Origin of the sequence: Chlamydia sp. 17-3921, from assembly GCF_902705545.1 — a bacterium.
GTDB lineage: Bacteria > Chlamydiota > Chlamydiia > Chlamydiales > Chlamydiaceae > Chlamydia.
Map to the genome: position 1 here is coordinate 17,349 of NZ_CACSHH010000009.1, position 16,896 is coordinate 34,244.

Genomic DNA, 16,896 nt, shown 5'->3' on the forward strand with positions numbered 1-16,896 from the left:
CTAGAGAGTTATTTTATTCATGATTTTCTTTAGTTGTTAAAGCTTTGGCTACTTTGACCCTTGCAACCCGAATAGGGCGGTCTCCTATTTTATATCCTTTAGAAAATTCTTCAAGGATGGTTCCCTCTGGAGCTTCTGAAGTTTCTTGGGTTTCTACGGCTTCATGTAAGAAAGGGTCGAATTTCTGTCCTAAGGAAGAATATTCTGTGACGCCTTTATCTGAGAATATTTGTTTTAATTGCCCAAGAATCATAGCAAAACCTACAGCCCAGTTTTTAACGTCTTCGGACATCTGTGTTGTAAAATTTAAAGCTTTTTCCATGCTTTCTATAGGATTTAAAAAGTCTATAAGGACATTTTCAACAGCATATTGCATGAATTCCTGACGCTCTTTTTGCATGCGCTTTCGAGCGTTTTCAGATTCTGCAAGGGTCATAAGATATTTATCATTTTTTTCTTGCAATTCAGCTTTTAGAGCTATGATTTCTTGTTGAAGGTCTTGGATTTCAGTTTCAGAATTAGGAATTTTGTGTTCTTCTTCCTCATGATCGGGCAAGGTCTCTGTCATGATATCTCCTTAGAGGGTAATAATTTTATAGAGGCACTTCCTGCTAAAAAACTCGATTCTTTAGAAAGTTGAGGATCTGTAGAGCAGGGGCGTTTAAAGGATAGTTTAAATTTATAAAAGCTTCTAGTTAAGCTGTCTTTGATTCTGTTCGCAAATAGCTCCATCACAGGGAAAATTTCTTTATAAGGAAGGTTTTCGGATCCAAGGATTCCGAATGCTCCTAAAGGAGAGCGATTTATAAGAAAAGGAACAGCGATAACGCTACATCCTGAATAGGAAGATCTTAAAACGTCTGAAAGTTCTCTTCCTATGAATGCTGTTGGTTGATCTTTGCGCATACTGATTTCTAAGAGCTTACACATGTGCTGTCGATTCTCAAAAAGAGAAAGTCCTCGAGCAAGCATATCAGAATCTTTAAAGGCTTCGTATTTAAGGAGTCTTGAAAGTCCTGTTTGATGTAGATCTTCTTCGCTGAAATTACAATAGCGCATGAGGTAGCGAACAACGATCTCATTATATAGAGTCATGCTGATGTCTTCTTCTTTTCCAGAGAGAAAATCTTTTGGTGGGATTTTTTTTAGGTAATTTTGAAGAAAAAACTCAATACGTTTTAGGGATTCTGGCTCAAATGCTTCCGGAAGCCATAGGATGTCGGTAAATATTTGACCGAATTCTGTTGCAAGAATGACCACAGCTCTTTGCTCATCTACAAGAGTAAGTTGTATGTTGATAACCGAGTCGTTTTCAAATCTAGGTGAAGAAAAGAATACGGGGAGATCAAGAATTTCTCCGAGAAGTTCTATTATTTTCTGAAGATCTTTTGTGATATTGCGGCTTTCTTCAGGAATCTCGTTGAGCCTTGAAAGGATCGTATTGGGGATCTCATGATTTTTGTTGCTTACACATTGATCTATATAATAGCGGTAAGCTAGATCCGTAGGAATTCGTCCTCCAGAAGTATGATTTTTTTTAAGGAAGCCACTAGCTTCTAGTTCTGCAAAATAATTTCTTATAGTTGCAGTGCTTAACTGTGAGCCCAAGCTTTCTTTTAACGTCTTCGACCCCACAGGCTGACCTGTTTTTAGATAGAGTTCTATTGCTGTTAAAAGAACGTAAAGGATTTTCGAATCTCGTTTTGACACAGAGGATTTAGTCATTTCTATTTTCCGACGAGACAACTGCTATTGAGAGCATTATAGAAAAAAGTCCGATGGAGGTCAAGAAAGTTTAGCGCTTAAGATTATGGAGTGCTAACTTTTTCCTATTGGGAAAATGAAATTTTGTGAGATCTTGAAAGATGCTTTTGGCTCCAAAGGAGTAGGTCTTGCGGGGAAACCGCAAATTTTTCCCCAGATCGAGATTCTATTTCTAGTACTCCTGAAGATTGGAAAGTTTTTCCCAAAATAAGTTTGTAAGGGATGCCGATAAGATCACTATCTTTTAATTTAAATCCAAGTCTTTCATTTCGATCATCAAGCAAAGGTTCGAAGCCGTGTTGTTGTAGGTTCTGGTAAAGAGAGTTGGCAACTTCTTCAGAAGCAGAGTCTCCTCCGTTAAATAAAATAGCTATAGAAAATGGAGCAATAGCTTTTGGCCAAACAATTCCACGATCATCGGCTAATTGCTCAACACAAGCTGCTAAAGTTCTACCAATACCGATGCCATAAGTTCCCATCCAGCAAATCTGTTCTTTTCCCTCTTCATCTTGAAAAGTCACATGAAAACTTTCTGTATAGCGGGTTCCTAAGTTGAAAATATGAGCAACTTCTATTCCTTGAAAAGTTTGGTAGGGCTCATTCGGATGAAACGGGCAAATGTCGCCTTCTTGAGCAAGAAGGTAATCTGCGTATTCAGGTTGTGAAAGATCTCTACCCCAATTTACATTAATAAAATGTAGGTCTTTTATATTTCCAGCACAAATCAAATTTGTCATAGGGCGAAGAGTTTCGTCAGCAAAAAAGTTTAGAGGACAATTTAAAGGTCCGACGAAACCTTTTTCTACACCAAGATGTTTTATGATTTCTTCGTCGGAAGCAAGAACAGCATCATCAGCTTGAAATTTAGAAGAGACTTTTTTGAGATTCAGTTGACGATCACCACGGATTCCAATAGCAACAAACTTTTCTTGATCACTGAAAATTAGTTTCACTACAAGAGTTTTCAGGATTTTATAAAGAGGTTGGGAAAGGAAATCTCCGAGAGCTTCTATAGTTCTCACACCTGGGGTAGACTTTTTTTGAATAGGGAGAAGATTTTCATCATAAATGTATTGAGGTGGAATTGCTGGAGCTGTCTCAATGTTTGCGCTGTAGGTTCCGCTGACGCAAATGGTGTCTTCTCCTAATGCACAGAGGACTTGAAACTCCTCAGATTTCCCTTTTCCAATTTTTCCTCCATCGGCTTCTACGATTGCATAGGCTAGCCCTAAGCGATCGAAAATTTTTTGATAAGCATCTCGAAGTTTTTCATATTGTTCTTCCATTTGCTTTGGAGATTCAGAAAAAGTATAGCTATCTTCCATTAAAAGTTCACGAGAGCGAATGAGCCCGAATCTTGGGCGGATTTCATCTCGAAACTTTGTTGCTATCTGATAAAGGTGGATGGGGAGCTGCTTTCTTCCTGATAACCATTGTGCTAATAAGGCACTGATGATTTCTTCCTGAGTTGGAGCTAAACAGTGTTCTTTCCCTTCGCGGTCTGTAAGGTGATAAAGGAGATTTTCCGAAGCAAAAGCTTGCCAACGTCCTGTTTGTAGCCAGTACTCTGCAGGATGTAGTAAAGGAAGCAGAAGCTCTTGTCCTCCAATAGAGTTAAGTTCTTCACGAATAATCTCTATGAATTTTAAAACAACGCGCCAAAGAAGGGGGGTGTATGTATAAACCCCTTTTCCTGTTTTCCAGAGATACCCCGCTTTTTCTAGAAGCTCGTTAGAGAGAACAGAGGCATCTTTTTTTATATTTTTTGAAGTCTTGTAAAAAAGTTGAGAGGTTCTCATGGGTTGTTAATTTTGAGCTGGGAGATCTTGATGTGTAAACGCTTTTTAGAGGCGATCTTAACATAGGGGAGTTTCTATATCAATGATTTGCGTGTATTTTTTGACAAAGATTATTTATCAATTTGTTTATTTTTTAAATAAAAGAGTTAAACGTGCTTAGAAATAAAAATTATTTGTTGTTAAAATTGAATTAGTTTCTAATAAATTTTATTTCAGTAAAACAATATGTCAGCTATCAATCCCAATCCAAACCCTCCACCAGCTGGGGAGCCAAATCCTAATGAATCCACAGGAGCTGCTGATGAAGCTCCTGCAGTTCAACAACCCCCTATTCTTCTTCCCTCTCCTAATGTCCAGAAATTATTAGATCAACGTGCAAAAGCATTATCAGAAAAGAGTGGTCAATTGGGATCTGCAATGTCTTCTGTAATTTCTCCAGAAGAACTCCAGTCTATGGTGCAACAAGTGACTTCTGGAGAGAATGATGTTGATCTTTCAAAAGAACAGTTAGAACAAGCTGAGAAAGGTGCTGAAGAAATTTATATTGTCCTCAAGGATTCACATAGTTTGTCTACTGGTTTTTGTAACGAATTTAACATATTAATGCAGAGTAGAGAGCAAGAATTAGAGGCTGGTGCTTTTCCTAGAGCTCATGCTCCAGAATATATCGCGGGTCTTCGGTATGCAGCCAACACTCATAGAGCTTTGTTAGAAGTTATGGAGAATTGCCTAGATGTTCTAGGTAAGTCTATGGAAGAGTTAGATAGTCTTAGGAAGATTTTAGGAAATCGTTCTCCAGGCGAATTGGATACCATATATCAAGATAGTGGACAATCTCTTGAGCGCTTAGAAAAACTGGGTCTTATTTACATTGATGGTAGTTGGGAAATAGGTAATAGAGGTCTATTGCCTGGACTCAAGAGACAGGCTGAAAAAATGAAGGTTACTTTGGAAGAGGCTCCAGTTCCTTCAGATTCAGATATAACTAATTTAGAGATGAGGTTAGATGAAATAAGGTCTCCGAGTGCATGTAATCGAATATTAGATCAAATCTTCAAGGCTTTGAGTCGTCTGCTTCAACTTCTAAATCGGTTGTATGATCGGCTTGTTCTTTCTTTCTTCTTTTTACTAAAGCGTTTGGGATTAATTTCCGGAGGTCCTAGGCCTATGGCTGGAGTTGTGAATCCCGATGCTGCCTCTGGTGAAACTTTTACTCATGTTCAAAAAGGATCCAAAAAAAGTGTTTCTGATAGATCAGACCTAACAGAAGAAGATAAAATTCGTCGTCCAGATGAAGGATCTTCGGAAACCCAAGAAGATCCCAGTAAAAGAAATTAAGCTATATGTTGCATTTGAACGTGGGAGATAAGAAATTTTTAGAAGGGCTTAAGAGTTAAAGCGGCTATTATTCTCTCTCTTGACTATTGTCTTTTTTAAAATCCTTTTGTATGGTGGCGTCAAGTTGTAGATTAAGGAGAACATCTTTATATGAATACGATGAAGAAATGGATGACGGCGGCATGTATAGTAGGGTTGGCTCTCATTTCTACGAGATGCTGCTTCTTAAAAAAATCTTACTGTTCTTCTCCTTTTGATTATGTTTCCATTGTTAATCGTATTCTGGATGTTTGTGGTCTTCCCGAAGCAAATTCTTCCGAAGATTTAGTGGAAGCCACAGAGTCGTGGATGCTTTCGTCCGAAGAACGTATTTCTGGAGATATTGCTCCAGTATGTCAATTGAAAGATGAACACGCTTTTTATAATGACTTTTCACTACTTCGTATGACGCAGGCTGTGCCTTCATATGCAGCCACTTACGACTGTGCCGTAATTTTTGGTGGACCTCTTCCTGCGCTTCGTCAGCGTTTAGATTTTCTTATTCGAGAGTGGCAACGTGGGGTGAGGTTTCATAAAATTATTTTTCTTTGTGGGAAGCGAAATTGTTATCCAACTATAGAATCTCGAGAGCATTTTTTTGATTCTCGCTATAACCCCTTTCCTTCTGAGAACAATTGGGAAAATGAAACAACTCAAAAAGTGCCTTCTTCTGAAGAAGAAATAGCGAAATTTATTTGGGCTCAGATGGCTTTACCTCGAGCTTGGAGAGATTCTAGCATAAAAGTAATTTTTTTACTTGCAGAACCTTCAAATGGAGAATGTGCTTCTCGTTGGGATACACTAAAGCTTTTCCGTTCTTATCAAGGAGCTTTTTCTGAAAGGATACTATTTGTTAGCAGTCAACCCTTTATAAATCTTGATCGTTGTCGCTTGGAGAGTGTTTTTAATGAAGAAAACTACGATATCGCAGGACCAGGTTTTGCTCAGGGAGTATTAAAGTATCACTGGGCTTCAAGAATTTGTTTACATACTCTAGCTCAATGGTTGCAAGAGTCTAGTGGTCAGCTTAAGCTCTATAGGGAGTAGGTTGTTGGAAGATGAGTTTTGGATTATAGAAGTTAAAGTCTTTCCCAAAGCTAAAGAAAGTAAGATAGTGGGCTTTCAGGGAGAAGTTTTAAAGATTCGTGTTACAGAGGCTCCAGAAAAAGGCAAGGCTAATGAAGCTGTTATAACTTTATTGGCTAAAGCCCTATCTCTTCCCAAACGAGATGTCACTTTAATCTCTGGAGAAACTTCTAAGAATAAAAAAATTCTTTTACCAAAAAAAGTTCAAGAAACATTACTTTCTTGGATGAATTAAGCAGCGGCAGCATTGCTTTCTCCTTCAGACTTTGTCGTTGCCTTTCTATCTTTGAAAATGATAGATCGAAACTGCTTTCTTTCTGCCTTGTTGATTTTTACTCCAAGCTTTTTAATTACATCTTCGTTGAATGTTGTCATTTGAGATAACGGCTCCGTAATGATTTTACGTAGAGTTTCGGAATCTTGAAGATTATAGAGGAGATGATGTACGAGTTGTGCTACGAGTTTTCCTGATTTCTTATAATCCACACCACAAGCTATACAAGCTCCTTCTGGAATGAGAGAAAGATCATCCGTAATAATAGGAATTTTTTCTTTAAGGATGTCCTGAAGAAATGATAAACCCTCTTTATGAGAAATAGGTGAAAGAGGAATGAAAATCGCAGAAGGACGCTTATCTATAGCTTGACGGACTCGTGTTTTTAGAGTGCTATTTGTAATGGGGATCTCAATAACTTCTATTCCTGAAGCAATAAGTCTTTTAATCATTTCCTGTTGTACCCTTGAAGGGAAAGGATCAAAGGGTTTTAAGTACACTACGGATCCAGTATTTGTTGTGACAGCTTGTATTGCAAAACAGTATTGATTTACGTCTAAATTGTCATTGATCCCATGAATATTAGCTTGATTCTTTGGGATCATCAGAGTCTCTTCATTTGGTACTGCAGCATAAATAACAGGCTTTTTAGTTTCGATACTACTCATAACTTTTGTTGCTAAGGTTCCTAAAGTAATGACTGCAACAATATTTTTATCAGTATGTAGGAAACGCGCAGTTTTCCGTGCTTTTATGATGCTATCTTCGGCATTTACTGTGATAATTTCTGGGAGATTTCCAAAATTTTTTAGAGTATCTATACAACTTTGGCTACAGTCTTTCAAAAGAGGATGAGAAAAAGAATGAAAAATCGCTATTTTTGGAGATACTGTTCTTTCTGAGTATCCACTAATAACAACGGAAAGGAAAGAACTTATAAGGCAGAAAAAAAACAAATACTGAGTAATTTTACGCAAAATCATTATGAAAGTACCATATTAGCAGAAAAAGACGTTAGGGTGAGTTGTTGGCAAGCCTTAGCAATATCTTGGGGTTTAGCAAGTGCCGAAAGGCGAATAAAGCCTTTTCCATAGTTGCCAAAAGCATAACCTGGTGTTACGGCAATATGGTACTGATTTAAGAAAAAGTCAAAGACTTCATCATCAGAGATTCCTTTAGGAATTTCTACCCAAATATATGGGGCATGCTTCCCTCCATAAATATGAAATCCCGCTTTGCTAAGAGCTTTACAAAGTTGTAAACTTTGACGTTGATAGTGAGAAATAGCCTCCGAAGAGGAGAAAAAATCAAGGCCCACATAGCCTCCTTCTTGGATAGGTAGAGAAGCTCCATTAAATACTGTTGAAACGAGTCGCTGCCAATCTGGAAGGATAGGTTGTCCGTCATTATAACATAATTCTTTTGGGACGACACTCCAGCCTAAGCGCATCCCTGTAAATCCTAGAGGTTTAGAAAACGATCCAACTTCTATAGCACAGGATTTCGCTCCGGGAATTTCGAAAATACTTTTAGGTAATTGTGGATCTGTAATGAAGGTACTGTAGGCTGCATCGAATAAAATAACAGCATTATGGACCTGAGCATAGTCAACAAAGGCTTGAAGTTCTTCATGTGTAGCCATAACCCCTGTCGGATTATTTGGAAAACAGAGGCAGAGAATATCTATAGCGTGATTTTTGGGGAGCTCAGGAATGAACTGAGTTTCTTTTGTACTGGGGAGAGTTATTATTTTTTTGATTCCTGTAAGACGAGCTATATCGAGATAAGCAGGATATGTCGGATCTTGTAAAGCTAAAGTTTTTCCAGGACCAAATAAAGAAAATAAACGGAAGATATCGTTTTTAGCTCCATCCGTAATTGTGATTTCTTCGGAAGAGATAATGCCTTTGTATATGAGAGTAGAAATCTTTTCTCTAAGAATAGGAAGTCCCGCTTCAGGACCATAACCTTGATAACTTTTAAAAAAACTTTGTTTTTTAATACTGTTTTCTATTGCTGATGAGATGCATGAGTTTATAGGGTAACTTGTGTTTCCAACAGAGAGATCTGCAATCTCAATTTCTGGATTTTCTTTACAAAAACATCGAAGTTTATTGTTAATGCCAGAAAAAAAATAATGAGGAGATAAATTAGAAAAATAAGGATTTCTTTCCATCGAAAGTTCCCTTTGTAAGTCATAACCGGACGGTCAAACATCTTAAGAAAGGCTCAGCTTTTTTTATAGCCATTTATTATTTTTCTAGATTTTCAGGTTTTTCAAAAAATTTTCTAGATACGAAAATACTTTCATTCCATGGAAATTGTTTTAGAGAGTTTTGAACTATTGCAGAATAAATACTTTCTTTTCTATAGGTTATCAATGTCATGGAAAAAGTTTTTCAATTTCGTTATTGTTTGTGTGGCCTGTTTTATTGGATGGGGATGTTTTTCCCTCTATATCTTGATGGGTCTTCTTGTCTTGAGTGCGAATATCAAGATAAAGCTGCCTTGCGTTCTGAGCAACTACCAAAAAATCTTTGGGGAGATGGAAATGGCTGTTATTTAACAGGTTACACTCAAGCTTTGCTTGACATGCATTTTCTTGACAGCTGTGTTCAAGTTCTTATCGAAGATCGAACTGCGCATTTATTTTCTTTACCATCTGACGCTGTTCTTTCTAATACTATTGTAAATTTTATTAAAGACTTACCCTTTGTTTCTGTTGTTGAGATCTGCGATTGTCCTCAGGCCTGTTTTTGTCAATATTCTTCAACAACAACTCCTCTTCTTCCTAAGGAAAAAACTTTGGGAACCCACATTATTTGTGGAAAAGAAGGCATTTGGCTTCCTCAAAATACTATACTATTTTCTCCACTTATTGCTGATCCTCGGCAGGTGACCAATAGCGCCGGCATTCGGTTTAATGAAAAGGTTATAGGAAATCGTGTAGGATCTGCAATTTTTGGTGGGGATTTTATTTTCCTTCGTCTTTTTGATCTTTCACGATTTCATGGGGATCTTGATATTGGTTTACAGGGAGGGGTTTTTTCAGTCTTTGATTTAGATCATCCCGAATCTTGTATGGTAAATTCTGATTTTTTTATTTCTGGAGTTTTGGGATGTGCTGTAAATAAGTGGAGTTTTCGTTTTCGCTTATGGCATCTTTCTTCTCATCTTGGAGATGAGTTTATCTTGACTCATCCTGCTTTCCCTAGATTCAACTTAAGTGATGAAGGAGTCGACTTTTTTGCTTCTTGGCGCTACACACCACACATTCGCTTATATGGAGGATGTGGTTATATTGTAAGTCGTGATTTATCTTTTCCGGAGCGACCTTTTTATTGTGAATGGGGAGCAGAAATTCGTCCTTTTGGTTTAAGAGAAGGCAACCTGCATGCTCAGCCTATTTTTGCCATGCATTTTCGTTGTTGGGAAGAACACCGATTCGGTATAGATCAGACTTATATTGTTGGAATGGAATGGGCAAAATTCCAAGACATTGGAAGAAAAATTCGAGCTTTTTTAGAGTATCATCAAGGGTTCTCTAAAGAAGGACAATTTGTTCGAGAGCAGTGTAACTACTATGGCTTTCGCATGTCTTATGGTTTCTAAACAACAGTAAATCCTTTTTCTGGGGGAGGATATTCTGGTCCTATAGGAAGGGTTTGTAAGAGATAGTCATGAAAAACACGAATTCCTGCTTCTGCAGAAGAAATGCAGAAGAGACAGTTGTAGATCCATTCGGAACCCTGAATTGTCCCTCCAGCAATATTAATTTTGTATAATGATGAGATTTTTTCTGTCCAATAATCCTCAGGACCAATAAGAAATACTGGAACAGGAGCTTTTTTCTTGGTTTTTAAACTGACAAGTTCGAGAGCTAATTCAAAATCTGTTCCTACTCCACCTAAAAGAAATATAGCTAAATCTACGTGAAAATCTGCTTGACGTTCAAATAGAGAATCTAAACGGTAAGTCATTTTTGCTTCTACATAAGAATTTGTACTTTCTGCAAGCTCTGAGGTATATTCTATGCTGGCAAGATTGCCACAAGAAAGTAGAGAGAGCTCCTTTGCTATGCGATTACTCAAAGTCATAACACCAGTTCCTCCCCCAGTCATTATGGCAAGAGAAGCATTCTCAGGAAGATTAGGAAGGCGATATTTTTGAGAAAGAGCTTGTATTCCTTGAAGTAGTTCACGAAGAAGTTGCTCAGAATTTCCAAAAAGAATGCTGGAACCATGTATTCCAATGAAGTAGGCCTTTTGGAATTTTTCTATTTGATGTGGAGGCACAAACATTCCCACATCTTTGTTCCTACGCTTAATGTATTGTAGGACACTTCGAGAGTTCAAATCGACCCAGAAAACAGAAATTCCAGAAAGATCGAGATCTAAAAGAAAACTTCGATCTCTTTGAGAAAAATAAATGCCATGAGAATAAGAGGGAAATTGAAAGTAAATGCGTTTTAGAGAATCGGCGACATAATAAGATAAAAACATTCCTTTAAGCCATGATGAAGGAAAATAACGAGAGAAAAGTACTCCTTGACTAGTGATTTTTCCTGTTTCCATGGCTTCTAAAAAAGGATAATAAGGCTCTTGTTGGATACATTTTTCAATGAGCTTGGGATCATTGTCATTGAGTATAGAGGTATTTGTAGATACAAGCCATGAGCTTGGTTGCAAATTAGAAATTTCACTGCCTTTTGATATAAATGTTGCAGTTTTTTCTTTTCCTTCAGGAGCAGAGTGGAAAATTTTGAAGACTTCTTCTTCAGAGTCTAAAGAGGTTTGAAGAAGGTCACGATGGGAGAAAAAAGAGTATTCTTTATAGGGTTCAATAGTAAAAAATTCTAAAGGAATTCTTTCTATAGACTCAGAAGCATCACCATAAAATTCATAGATATCTCCAGATTCTTGAGTTGTTGGTTCGAGAATATTTGCAGCAGTATGATTTAATCCTTTAGGTAAAAGATCTTGAACAACACGAGCAAAGACTGTGCGAATATGTAAGGGTTCTGTTTTAATTAAGAGAATTTTTTGTGCTTGAGGAATTTTTTTTTGATTTTGATGATGTTGATATAAAGAAAGGAATTTTCTTACTTGTAGACCTGGACGACTTAAGGCTTTGCTAATGAAGGGTAAGAAGCCATAAATTGTTTGTTCGTAAGTTACAATTCCTGGCAAAGTCGGTAGGGATGCTACAAGCCTGTTATCAATAACATCAAACGTTATAAGATTTTCTAATTTCTTCCCAAAACGAAGGAGAGGAGAACCATCTCTATCTTGATAATTGAGCATTCTTTCTAGGTAGCAAGGAAGTCGCACAAGCCGACGATCATCTGCAGCGAACAATTTTCCAAAGAAGCTTCCTGGTTCTAAGAGACTTAACATTGCCGTTGCTACAGGATCTTTACTGTAAAAGTGTAGTTGTATTTGAGCTTCTCTGCGGTTTTTATCTAATTCGCAATTGAGCATAAGGGCTTCGATACCTAATTGTGCTAATGAACTTTTTAGATTAAGTTGTAGGCAGTATTGGGGTAAGTGAAAGCCTAAAAAGTACTCGGGAATATTTTGAATTTTAGCTTCTCCTTCATAGAGATTTTGTGAAAGCATCTTTAAAGGAGAGCATAGATAGCCATCTGGAGAGATAGCGTCATGATGAGAATGAATTAAATGACCCATGGACCTGCTATTTAGAAATAAAGGTTTTGTTTTAGAGAAAAAATCTTTTTAAGAAAATGGAAAGAATTGTCTTTGCGATTGAGAATTATTTTTCTCTGAATACAATGGAAGGTTTTTAAGAGGGATGGGAAATATGCAAATTCTGAGGAGTGTAGGTACTCACGATGGTTCTTTTCATGCTGATGAGGTTACTGCGTGTGCTCTCCTGATTATCTTTGATCTTGTAGATGAAGAAAAAATTATTCGTTCTCGTAATCCCAAAGAGCTGGAGAAATGTGAGTATGTTTGTGATGTCGGAGGAATTTATTCTTTAAAAGATAAACGCTTTGATCATCATCAGCTATCTTATGTAGGGCCGTGGAGTAGTGCAGGTATGGTTTTACATTATCTTCAACAGATAGGGGCTCTCGATTCTGAAGAATATCATTTTCTCAATAACACCCTAATTCGTGGTGTAGATGATCAAGATAATGGAAGATTTTTCTCAGCAGAGGGTTTTTGCTCTTTCTCCGACATCATCAAAATTTATAATCCTAAAGAAGAAGAAAACTCTAAAAAAGATTTCTTTATAGCCTTGCATTTCACTATGGATTTCTTGCGTCGTTTGAGAGAGAAGTTTCGTTATGATCGTGCATGCCGAGAAATCGTTAGAGATGCTATGGAAAAGGAGAGGCTATGTTTATTTTTCGATCACCCTCTTGCTTGGCAAGAAAATTTCTTTTTTTTGGGAGGAGCTTCTCATCCTGCAGCTTTTGTGTGCTTCCCTTCTTGTGATCAATGGATTTTACGTGGTATCCCCCCAAACTTAGATCGACGCATGGAAGTACGAATCCCTTTTCCTAAAAGTTGGGCAGGACTTCTTGGAGAAGAATTGTCTAAAGTATCGCAAATTCCTGGCGCGGTATTTTGTCATAAAGGTCTTTTCCTTTCTGTTTGGACAAATCAAGAAAGCTGTCGAAGGGCTTTACAAGTGACTTTAGAAAAGAGAGGTATAGTGTGACAACTATTTTTGAAAAGATTATTGATGGAGAAATTGATAGTGAAAAAGTTTTCGAAAATGAAAATTTCATAGTGATCAAAGATCGCTTTCCTTTAGCTCCTGTACATCTACTAATCATTCCTAAAAAGCATATTGAAAAGTTTCAAAATATTGTCGAAGAAGATCTTATTCTTCTTGCTGAAGCTGGAAAAATCATACAACAATTAGCTAAAGAATTTAATATTACTGATGGCTATCGTATTGTAATTAATAATGGTGCTTCTGGAGGACAAACCGTATTCCATCTGCATATACATCTTTTGGGCGGACGCTCTTTAGGGGCTATTGCTTAGTATTTTTCTATTGTTTTGGATCCTTTATTTGGGGAAATGAAACATTGCTCCAATGCTTGTTGACACAGGATGTCTTTCAAGCTTCTCAAGAAAGTCTTCGCTTACTCTCTTCAGGACACTATTCTTTGGCACAAGCTAGATGGATGTTAAAGGCTTTTGCACAACAGAAAGATCTTGATTTATGGAGTTCTAGTTTTCGTTCTTGTTGTCAGCGCTATCCAGAATTATCAAAAAATCGAGATATTATTGAAGATTTAGGGTTAGAGATCATTAGCTCTGGAATAAAGCATCCCTCAGTAACAGTGCGTGCTATGAGTATTCTTTCTACAGGCCTTGCTAGGGACTTTCGTTTAGAGCATATTCTTTTGCAAGGATTTCATGATGACAGCGCTATTGTTCGTGCTTTATCTTTACAAATGTCTTTGCAGTATGGTTCTGAAAATCTTAAGCGAGCAATAGAATTTTTAGCTAGGAATGATGATTCTGTCCACGTACGCATGACTGCATACAAAATTGCGGCTCTTTTGCATATTGATAGTTTAGCTTCTTGGTTGAGAACTCAAGCAACAAATGGCTTTCTTGATGGAGAAGAACGAAGAGAAGCATTGAGAGCTTTATTAAGGTTAACATCTCAACCTTTGGAAAAATATGTATTTCAAGAGAACATAGACCAAGCTTTATTCATTTGCGAGATGCTTCGTCATCAAGATTACCCGAAAAATAGTGAAGAATTTTCTACATTGATTTCTATTTCACATCCTGAAGTGCAGGAAGCAGTTCTTCTCGCGGCTTTAGCTTGTCGTCGTGAGATTTCTTTTGATTCTGAATTTATTCAAAGTGTCCGAAATTTAGCAATAAGTTCTCCTTTTCCCAAAGTGCAATTACAAGCTGCTGCATTTTTATATTTATCAAAGGATCCTTTAGGATGCAGACTTCTTGTTGAAGGGTTACAATCTCCATCTTCTACAGCTTGTGAAGCTGCTTCTGTAGCTGTATGCTCTTTAGGAGTCCATGGGATACCTTTAGCAAAGGACCATGTCTCTTCCGTTATTTCAAGGAAAGCTTCTGCAAATCTTGCTGTACTACTTCTTGTAAGTCGTGAGGATATTGAAACCTCAGGGAAAATTATAGCAGACTATCTTGAAAATCCCGAGATGTGTTGGGCTATAAAACATTTTCTTTGGGAAACTCAATGCAATCTACAAATTGAAACTCTTCCTCATTATGCTGATATGATGAAACGAGAGATTGGGAGAAAGCTTATGCATTTATTAATAGTTTCTCATTACAGCCAGGCAAAAGCTATAGCAACAAAATTTCTTATAGGGCAGCAACAGGGATGGAGTTTTTTTTCTAGTATTTTCTGGGAAGAAGGGGACGAACAGACATCAGAATCTTTTATTTCAGATGTTTCTTTTGCTGCACAATTTGAGGGGGCTTTAGCAGAATTTTGTCAGAAGAAAGACTTTGAATCTCTGCAAACTCTTCTTAATTTTTTTTCTAAAAGTCGTTGGCAAGATAAACTTGCTATAATTGAAGGAATCGCTTTTTCAGAAAATTTTGAAGCTCTTCCTTTTCTCTTAGAGTGCTGTTTTAAAGAAACCCCTTCGCTGCGGAGTGCAGCTGCAGGGGCATTGTTTGCTCTTTATAAATAGAAGAGTTTTAAGTGATTACATTTTTTTGTCTTGGTTATCATCAAGTATGTCTTCTGTCAACTCTTCTTGATCATGCTTTGAAGATTTTGTTTCTGTAACTCGTTGTTTGTAGTTTCTTAGAGCGTTAATTAAAGAGTCTAGGAGCTCTTCTTGCTTTTCTTTAGAAGTTTCTTTTTTGCAGTATTCTTGGATCATTTTCAATAGCTCGTCTAAAATACAAATTCCATTATAAATGAATTTTTTTAATAAATAGGAAGCGGGTTTTTTAAAAGTTTTAAAAATCATGATAATAAACTTTTTAATTTTTTATTTATTCTATAACAAATGAATTTCATTCTAAAAAGTTTTTTATGGTTGAAAAAAAAACAAAGTTCTATGATCTTTGTGTCATGAAAAATAAAGCCCTATACTGGAATCTTTGTGATTCTCTATTCTCTTTAAGTTTTCGCCATTCTGGGCGTTACCTTCATCCCTAATTTCTTTTATATACATTTGTAAATCTCAAAAAATTTGAGTTAAAAGCTGTAAATTTTTTAGTTGGTAATAGGATTTTAGGTATGAATTTTTCATTATTTTTATTTTGTTTATTAGGAATTCAAGCATTTTGTCTTTATATTGGGCGTAAGGGGTGCTCTGGGATACGTGATCGAGAAAGTTATTTCCTTGCAGGAAGAAGTTTAAAGACTTTCCCTTTAATGATGACTTTCATAGCAACTCAAATTGGAGGTGGAGTATTGCTCGGGGCAGCAGAAGAAGCTTTTTGTTATGGCTATGGAGTTGTCCTTTATCCTCTTGGTGTTGCTTTAGGACTGATTTTTTTAGGCATAGGGCCAGGAAGAAAACTAGCCTCAGGATCTTTAGTGACTGTCATAGCAATTTTCCAAGAAGTTTATGGTTCCAAAACTCTTCGAAAAATTGCCTTTATTTTATCTGCATTGTCTTTATTTTTTATTCTTGTTGCTCAAGTAGTCGCCTTAGATAAGCTGTTCGGCGCTTTCCCATATGGAAAAGTTTTTGCAACACTATTTTGGATCATTTTAGGATGCTACACCTCTACAGGAGGATTCCGAGGTGTTGTAAGAACTGATGTAATTCAAGCATTATTTCTTCTTGCTGCTGTAATTGCTTGTGGTTATGCTGTTTGGTCTTGTGCTCCTCAAGTTATAGAAGTTGTCCAGAAATTTCAGCCTTTATCTTTTGCTAAGCTTTCAAGTTGGGTTTTTATGCCCATGCTTTTTATGCTTATAGAGCAAGATATGGTCCAGAGATGTGTCGCCGCCTCTTCTCCTAAAAATTTGCAAATTGCTGCGATCTCTGCAGGTTGTGTTATTCTGGCATTTAATTTTATTCCTTTATTTTTAGGAACTTTAGGAGCTAAAGCTGGAATTTTGGGATCGTGTCCTTTAATTGATACAGTAACGTATTTTTGTGGTCCCTCCTTTGCAGCAATTATGGCTGCCGCTGTTGGAGTGGCAATTCTCTCTACAGCTGATTCTTTAATCAGTGCTTTGGCGCAGCTTATTAGTGAAGAAATCCCAATGATGCGTGTTGCCCACTATCGCTATCTTGTTTTAGGACTAGCAGCGGCAGCCCCTCTTGTTGCTATAGGCTTTACCAATATTGTGGATGTCCTGATTTTAAGTTACAGCCTTTCTGTTTGCTGTCTTTCTGTCCCGATTGGTTTTTCTTTGCTTTTTCATTACCAACCTAGCTCTGCTTCTGGATGGGCAGCAGTTCTTTCCGGAGGAATAAGCTATGCGCTTACCTGCTATTTTTCTATAAGGAATTTTGGAGATCTTTTTTCTTGGCTATGTTCTTTATTCGCATTTCTTTGTGTGGAGAGCCTTTGTATTTTTTGGATTAGGTATCAGCAAAAGCAAGAAAGAGACTTCATCTCACATAAAGAGTGAGATGAAGTGAAT

General features: G+C 37.1%; 16 protein-coding genes. 9 read left to right on the forward strand and 7 right to left on the reverse strand.

What is annotated here, in order from left to right; translation table 11 throughout:
- Window positions 1-13: 13 nt before the first annotated feature.
- From JMS40_RS02620 to JMS40_RS02630, 3 genes are all read right to left on the reverse strand, one after another.
- On the reverse strand, window positions 14-568 hold the full coding sequence (locus JMS40_RS02620; RefSeq protein ID WP_201456724.1) for a nucleotide exchange factor GrpE: 555 nt from the start codon (window positions 566-568) through the stop codon (window positions 14-16).
- The gene (gene hrcA, locus JMS40_RS02625) at window positions 565-1,725 is read right to left on the reverse strand and encodes a heat-inducible transcriptional repressor HrcA (protein ID WP_201456725.1); all 1,161 of its coding nucleotides are present in this window, start codon (window positions 1,723-1,725) and stop codon (window positions 565-567) included. Before hrcA ends, JMS40_RS02620 begins: the two co-directional genes overlap by 4 nt.
- Window positions 1,726-1,829: 104 nt before the next feature.
- Window positions 1,830-3,563, reverse strand: a complete 1,734-nt coding sequence (locus JMS40_RS02630) for a proline--tRNA ligase (RefSeq protein ID WP_201456726.1) — start codon at window positions 3,561-3,563, stop codon at window positions 1,830-1,832.
- 225 nt (window positions 3,564-3,788) lie between these two features.
- Here JMS40_RS02630 and JMS40_RS02635 point away from each other — a divergent pair, with 225 nt between their 5' ends.
- The 3 genes from JMS40_RS02635 to JMS40_RS02645 all read left to right on the forward strand — a co-directional run bounded on the left by JMS40_RS02635 (window position 3,789) and on the right by JMS40_RS02645 (window position 6,261).
- Window positions 3,789-4,901 carry a CT392 family protein gene (locus JMS40_RS02635; RefSeq protein ID WP_201456727.1) on the forward strand — a complete coding sequence of 371 codons (1,113 nt, stop codon included), beginning with the start codon at window positions 3,789-3,791 and terminating at the stop codon, window positions 4,899-4,901.
- Between the two features lie 150 nt (window positions 4,902-5,051).
- The gene (locus JMS40_RS02640; protein ID WP_236558939.1) at window positions 5,052-5,987 is read left to right on the forward strand and encodes a hypothetical protein; all 936 of its coding nucleotides are present in this window, start codon (window positions 5,052-5,054) and stop codon (window positions 5,985-5,987) included.
- Window positions 5,988-5,991: 4 nt separating this feature from the next.
- A complete protein-coding gene (locus JMS40_RS02645) occupies window positions 5,992-6,261 on the forward strand; it encodes a DUF167 family protein (protein ID WP_201456728.1) in 270 nt (89 codons plus the stop codon).
- Here the strand turns inward: JMS40_RS02645 and JMS40_RS02650 are convergent.
- Window positions 6,258-7,283: an ABC transporter substrate-binding protein gene (locus JMS40_RS02650; protein WP_201456729.1), complete on the reverse strand. Its 1,026-nt coding sequence runs from the start codon at window positions 7,281-7,283 to the stop codon at window positions 6,258-6,260. The two genes, JMS40_RS02645 and JMS40_RS02650, sit on opposite strands and share 4 nt — an antisense overlap.
- Complete coding sequence (locus JMS40_RS02655) at window positions 7,283-8,476, reverse strand: LL-diaminopimelate aminotransferase (RefSeq protein ID WP_201456730.1); 1,194 nt, start codon at window positions 8,474-8,476, stop codon at window positions 7,283-7,285. The genes JMS40_RS02650 and JMS40_RS02655 overlap by 1 nt, the downstream gene beginning before the upstream one ends.
- A gap of 266 nt (window positions 8,477-8,742) precedes the next feature.
- Here JMS40_RS02655 and JMS40_RS02660 point away from each other — a divergent pair, with 266 nt between their 5' ends.
- On the forward strand, window positions 8,743-9,912 hold the full coding sequence (locus JMS40_RS02660; RefSeq protein ID WP_236558942.1) for a DUF1207 domain-containing protein: 1,170 nt from the start codon (window positions 8,743-8,745) through the stop codon (window positions 9,910-9,912).
- Here the strand turns inward: JMS40_RS02660 and JMS40_RS02665 are convergent.
- Window positions 9,909-11,987: an LOG family protein gene (locus JMS40_RS02665; protein WP_201456732.1), complete on the reverse strand. Its 2,079-nt coding sequence runs from the start codon at window positions 11,985-11,987 to the stop codon at window positions 9,909-9,911. The genes JMS40_RS02660 and JMS40_RS02665 overlap by 4 nt on opposite strands.
- Before the next feature lie 133 nt (window positions 11,988-12,120).
- Between JMS40_RS02665 and JMS40_RS02670 the strand changes: the two genes are divergently transcribed.
- Genes JMS40_RS02670 through JMS40_RS02680 form a run of 3 tightly spaced genes read left to right on the forward strand, consistent with a single transcriptional unit; the run spans window position 12,121 to window position 14,974 of the window.
- Complete coding sequence (locus tag JMS40_RS02670) at window positions 12,121-12,987, forward strand: MYG1 family protein (RefSeq protein ID WP_201456733.1); 867 nt, start codon at window positions 12,121-12,123, stop codon at window positions 12,985-12,987.
- The gene (locus JMS40_RS02675; RefSeq protein WP_201456734.1) at window positions 12,984-13,319 is read left to right on the forward strand and encodes a histidine triad nucleotide-binding protein; all 336 of its coding nucleotides are present in this window, start codon (window positions 12,984-12,986) and stop codon (window positions 13,317-13,319) included. The genes JMS40_RS02670 and JMS40_RS02675 overlap by 4 nt, the downstream gene beginning before the upstream one ends.
- Before the next feature lie 44 nt (window positions 13,320-13,363).
- Window positions 13,364-14,974 carry a HEAT repeat domain-containing protein gene (locus JMS40_RS02680; RefSeq protein WP_370545324.1) on the forward strand — a complete coding sequence of 537 codons (1,611 nt, stop codon included), beginning with the start codon at window positions 13,364-13,366 and terminating at the stop codon, window positions 14,972-14,974.
- A gap of 15 nt (window positions 14,975-14,989) precedes the next feature.
- On the opposite strand, the gene JMS40_RS02685 is transcribed toward JMS40_RS02680, so the two are convergent.
- On the reverse strand, window positions 14,990-15,169 hold the full coding sequence (locus tag JMS40_RS02685; RefSeq protein ID WP_201456735.1) for a hypothetical protein: 180 nt from the start codon (window positions 15,167-15,169) through the stop codon (window positions 14,990-14,992).
- A 155-nt stretch (window positions 15,170-15,324) separates the two neighbouring features.
- On the opposite strand from JMS40_RS02685, the gene JMS40_RS04610 reads away from it, so the two are divergent.
- Both JMS40_RS04610 and JMS40_RS02690 read left to right on the forward strand, forming a co-directional pair.
- Complete coding sequence (locus JMS40_RS04610) at window positions 15,325-15,450, forward strand: hypothetical protein (protein WP_255504509.1); 126 nt, start codon at window positions 15,325-15,327, stop codon at window positions 15,448-15,450.
- 81 nt (window positions 15,451-15,531) lie between these two features.
- The gene (locus JMS40_RS02690; RefSeq protein ID WP_201456736.1) at window positions 15,532-16,884 is read left to right on the forward strand and encodes a sodium:solute symporter family protein; all 1,353 of its coding nucleotides are present in this window, start codon (window positions 15,532-15,534) and stop codon (window positions 16,882-16,884) included.
- Window positions 16,885-16,896: the final 12 nt, after the last annotated feature.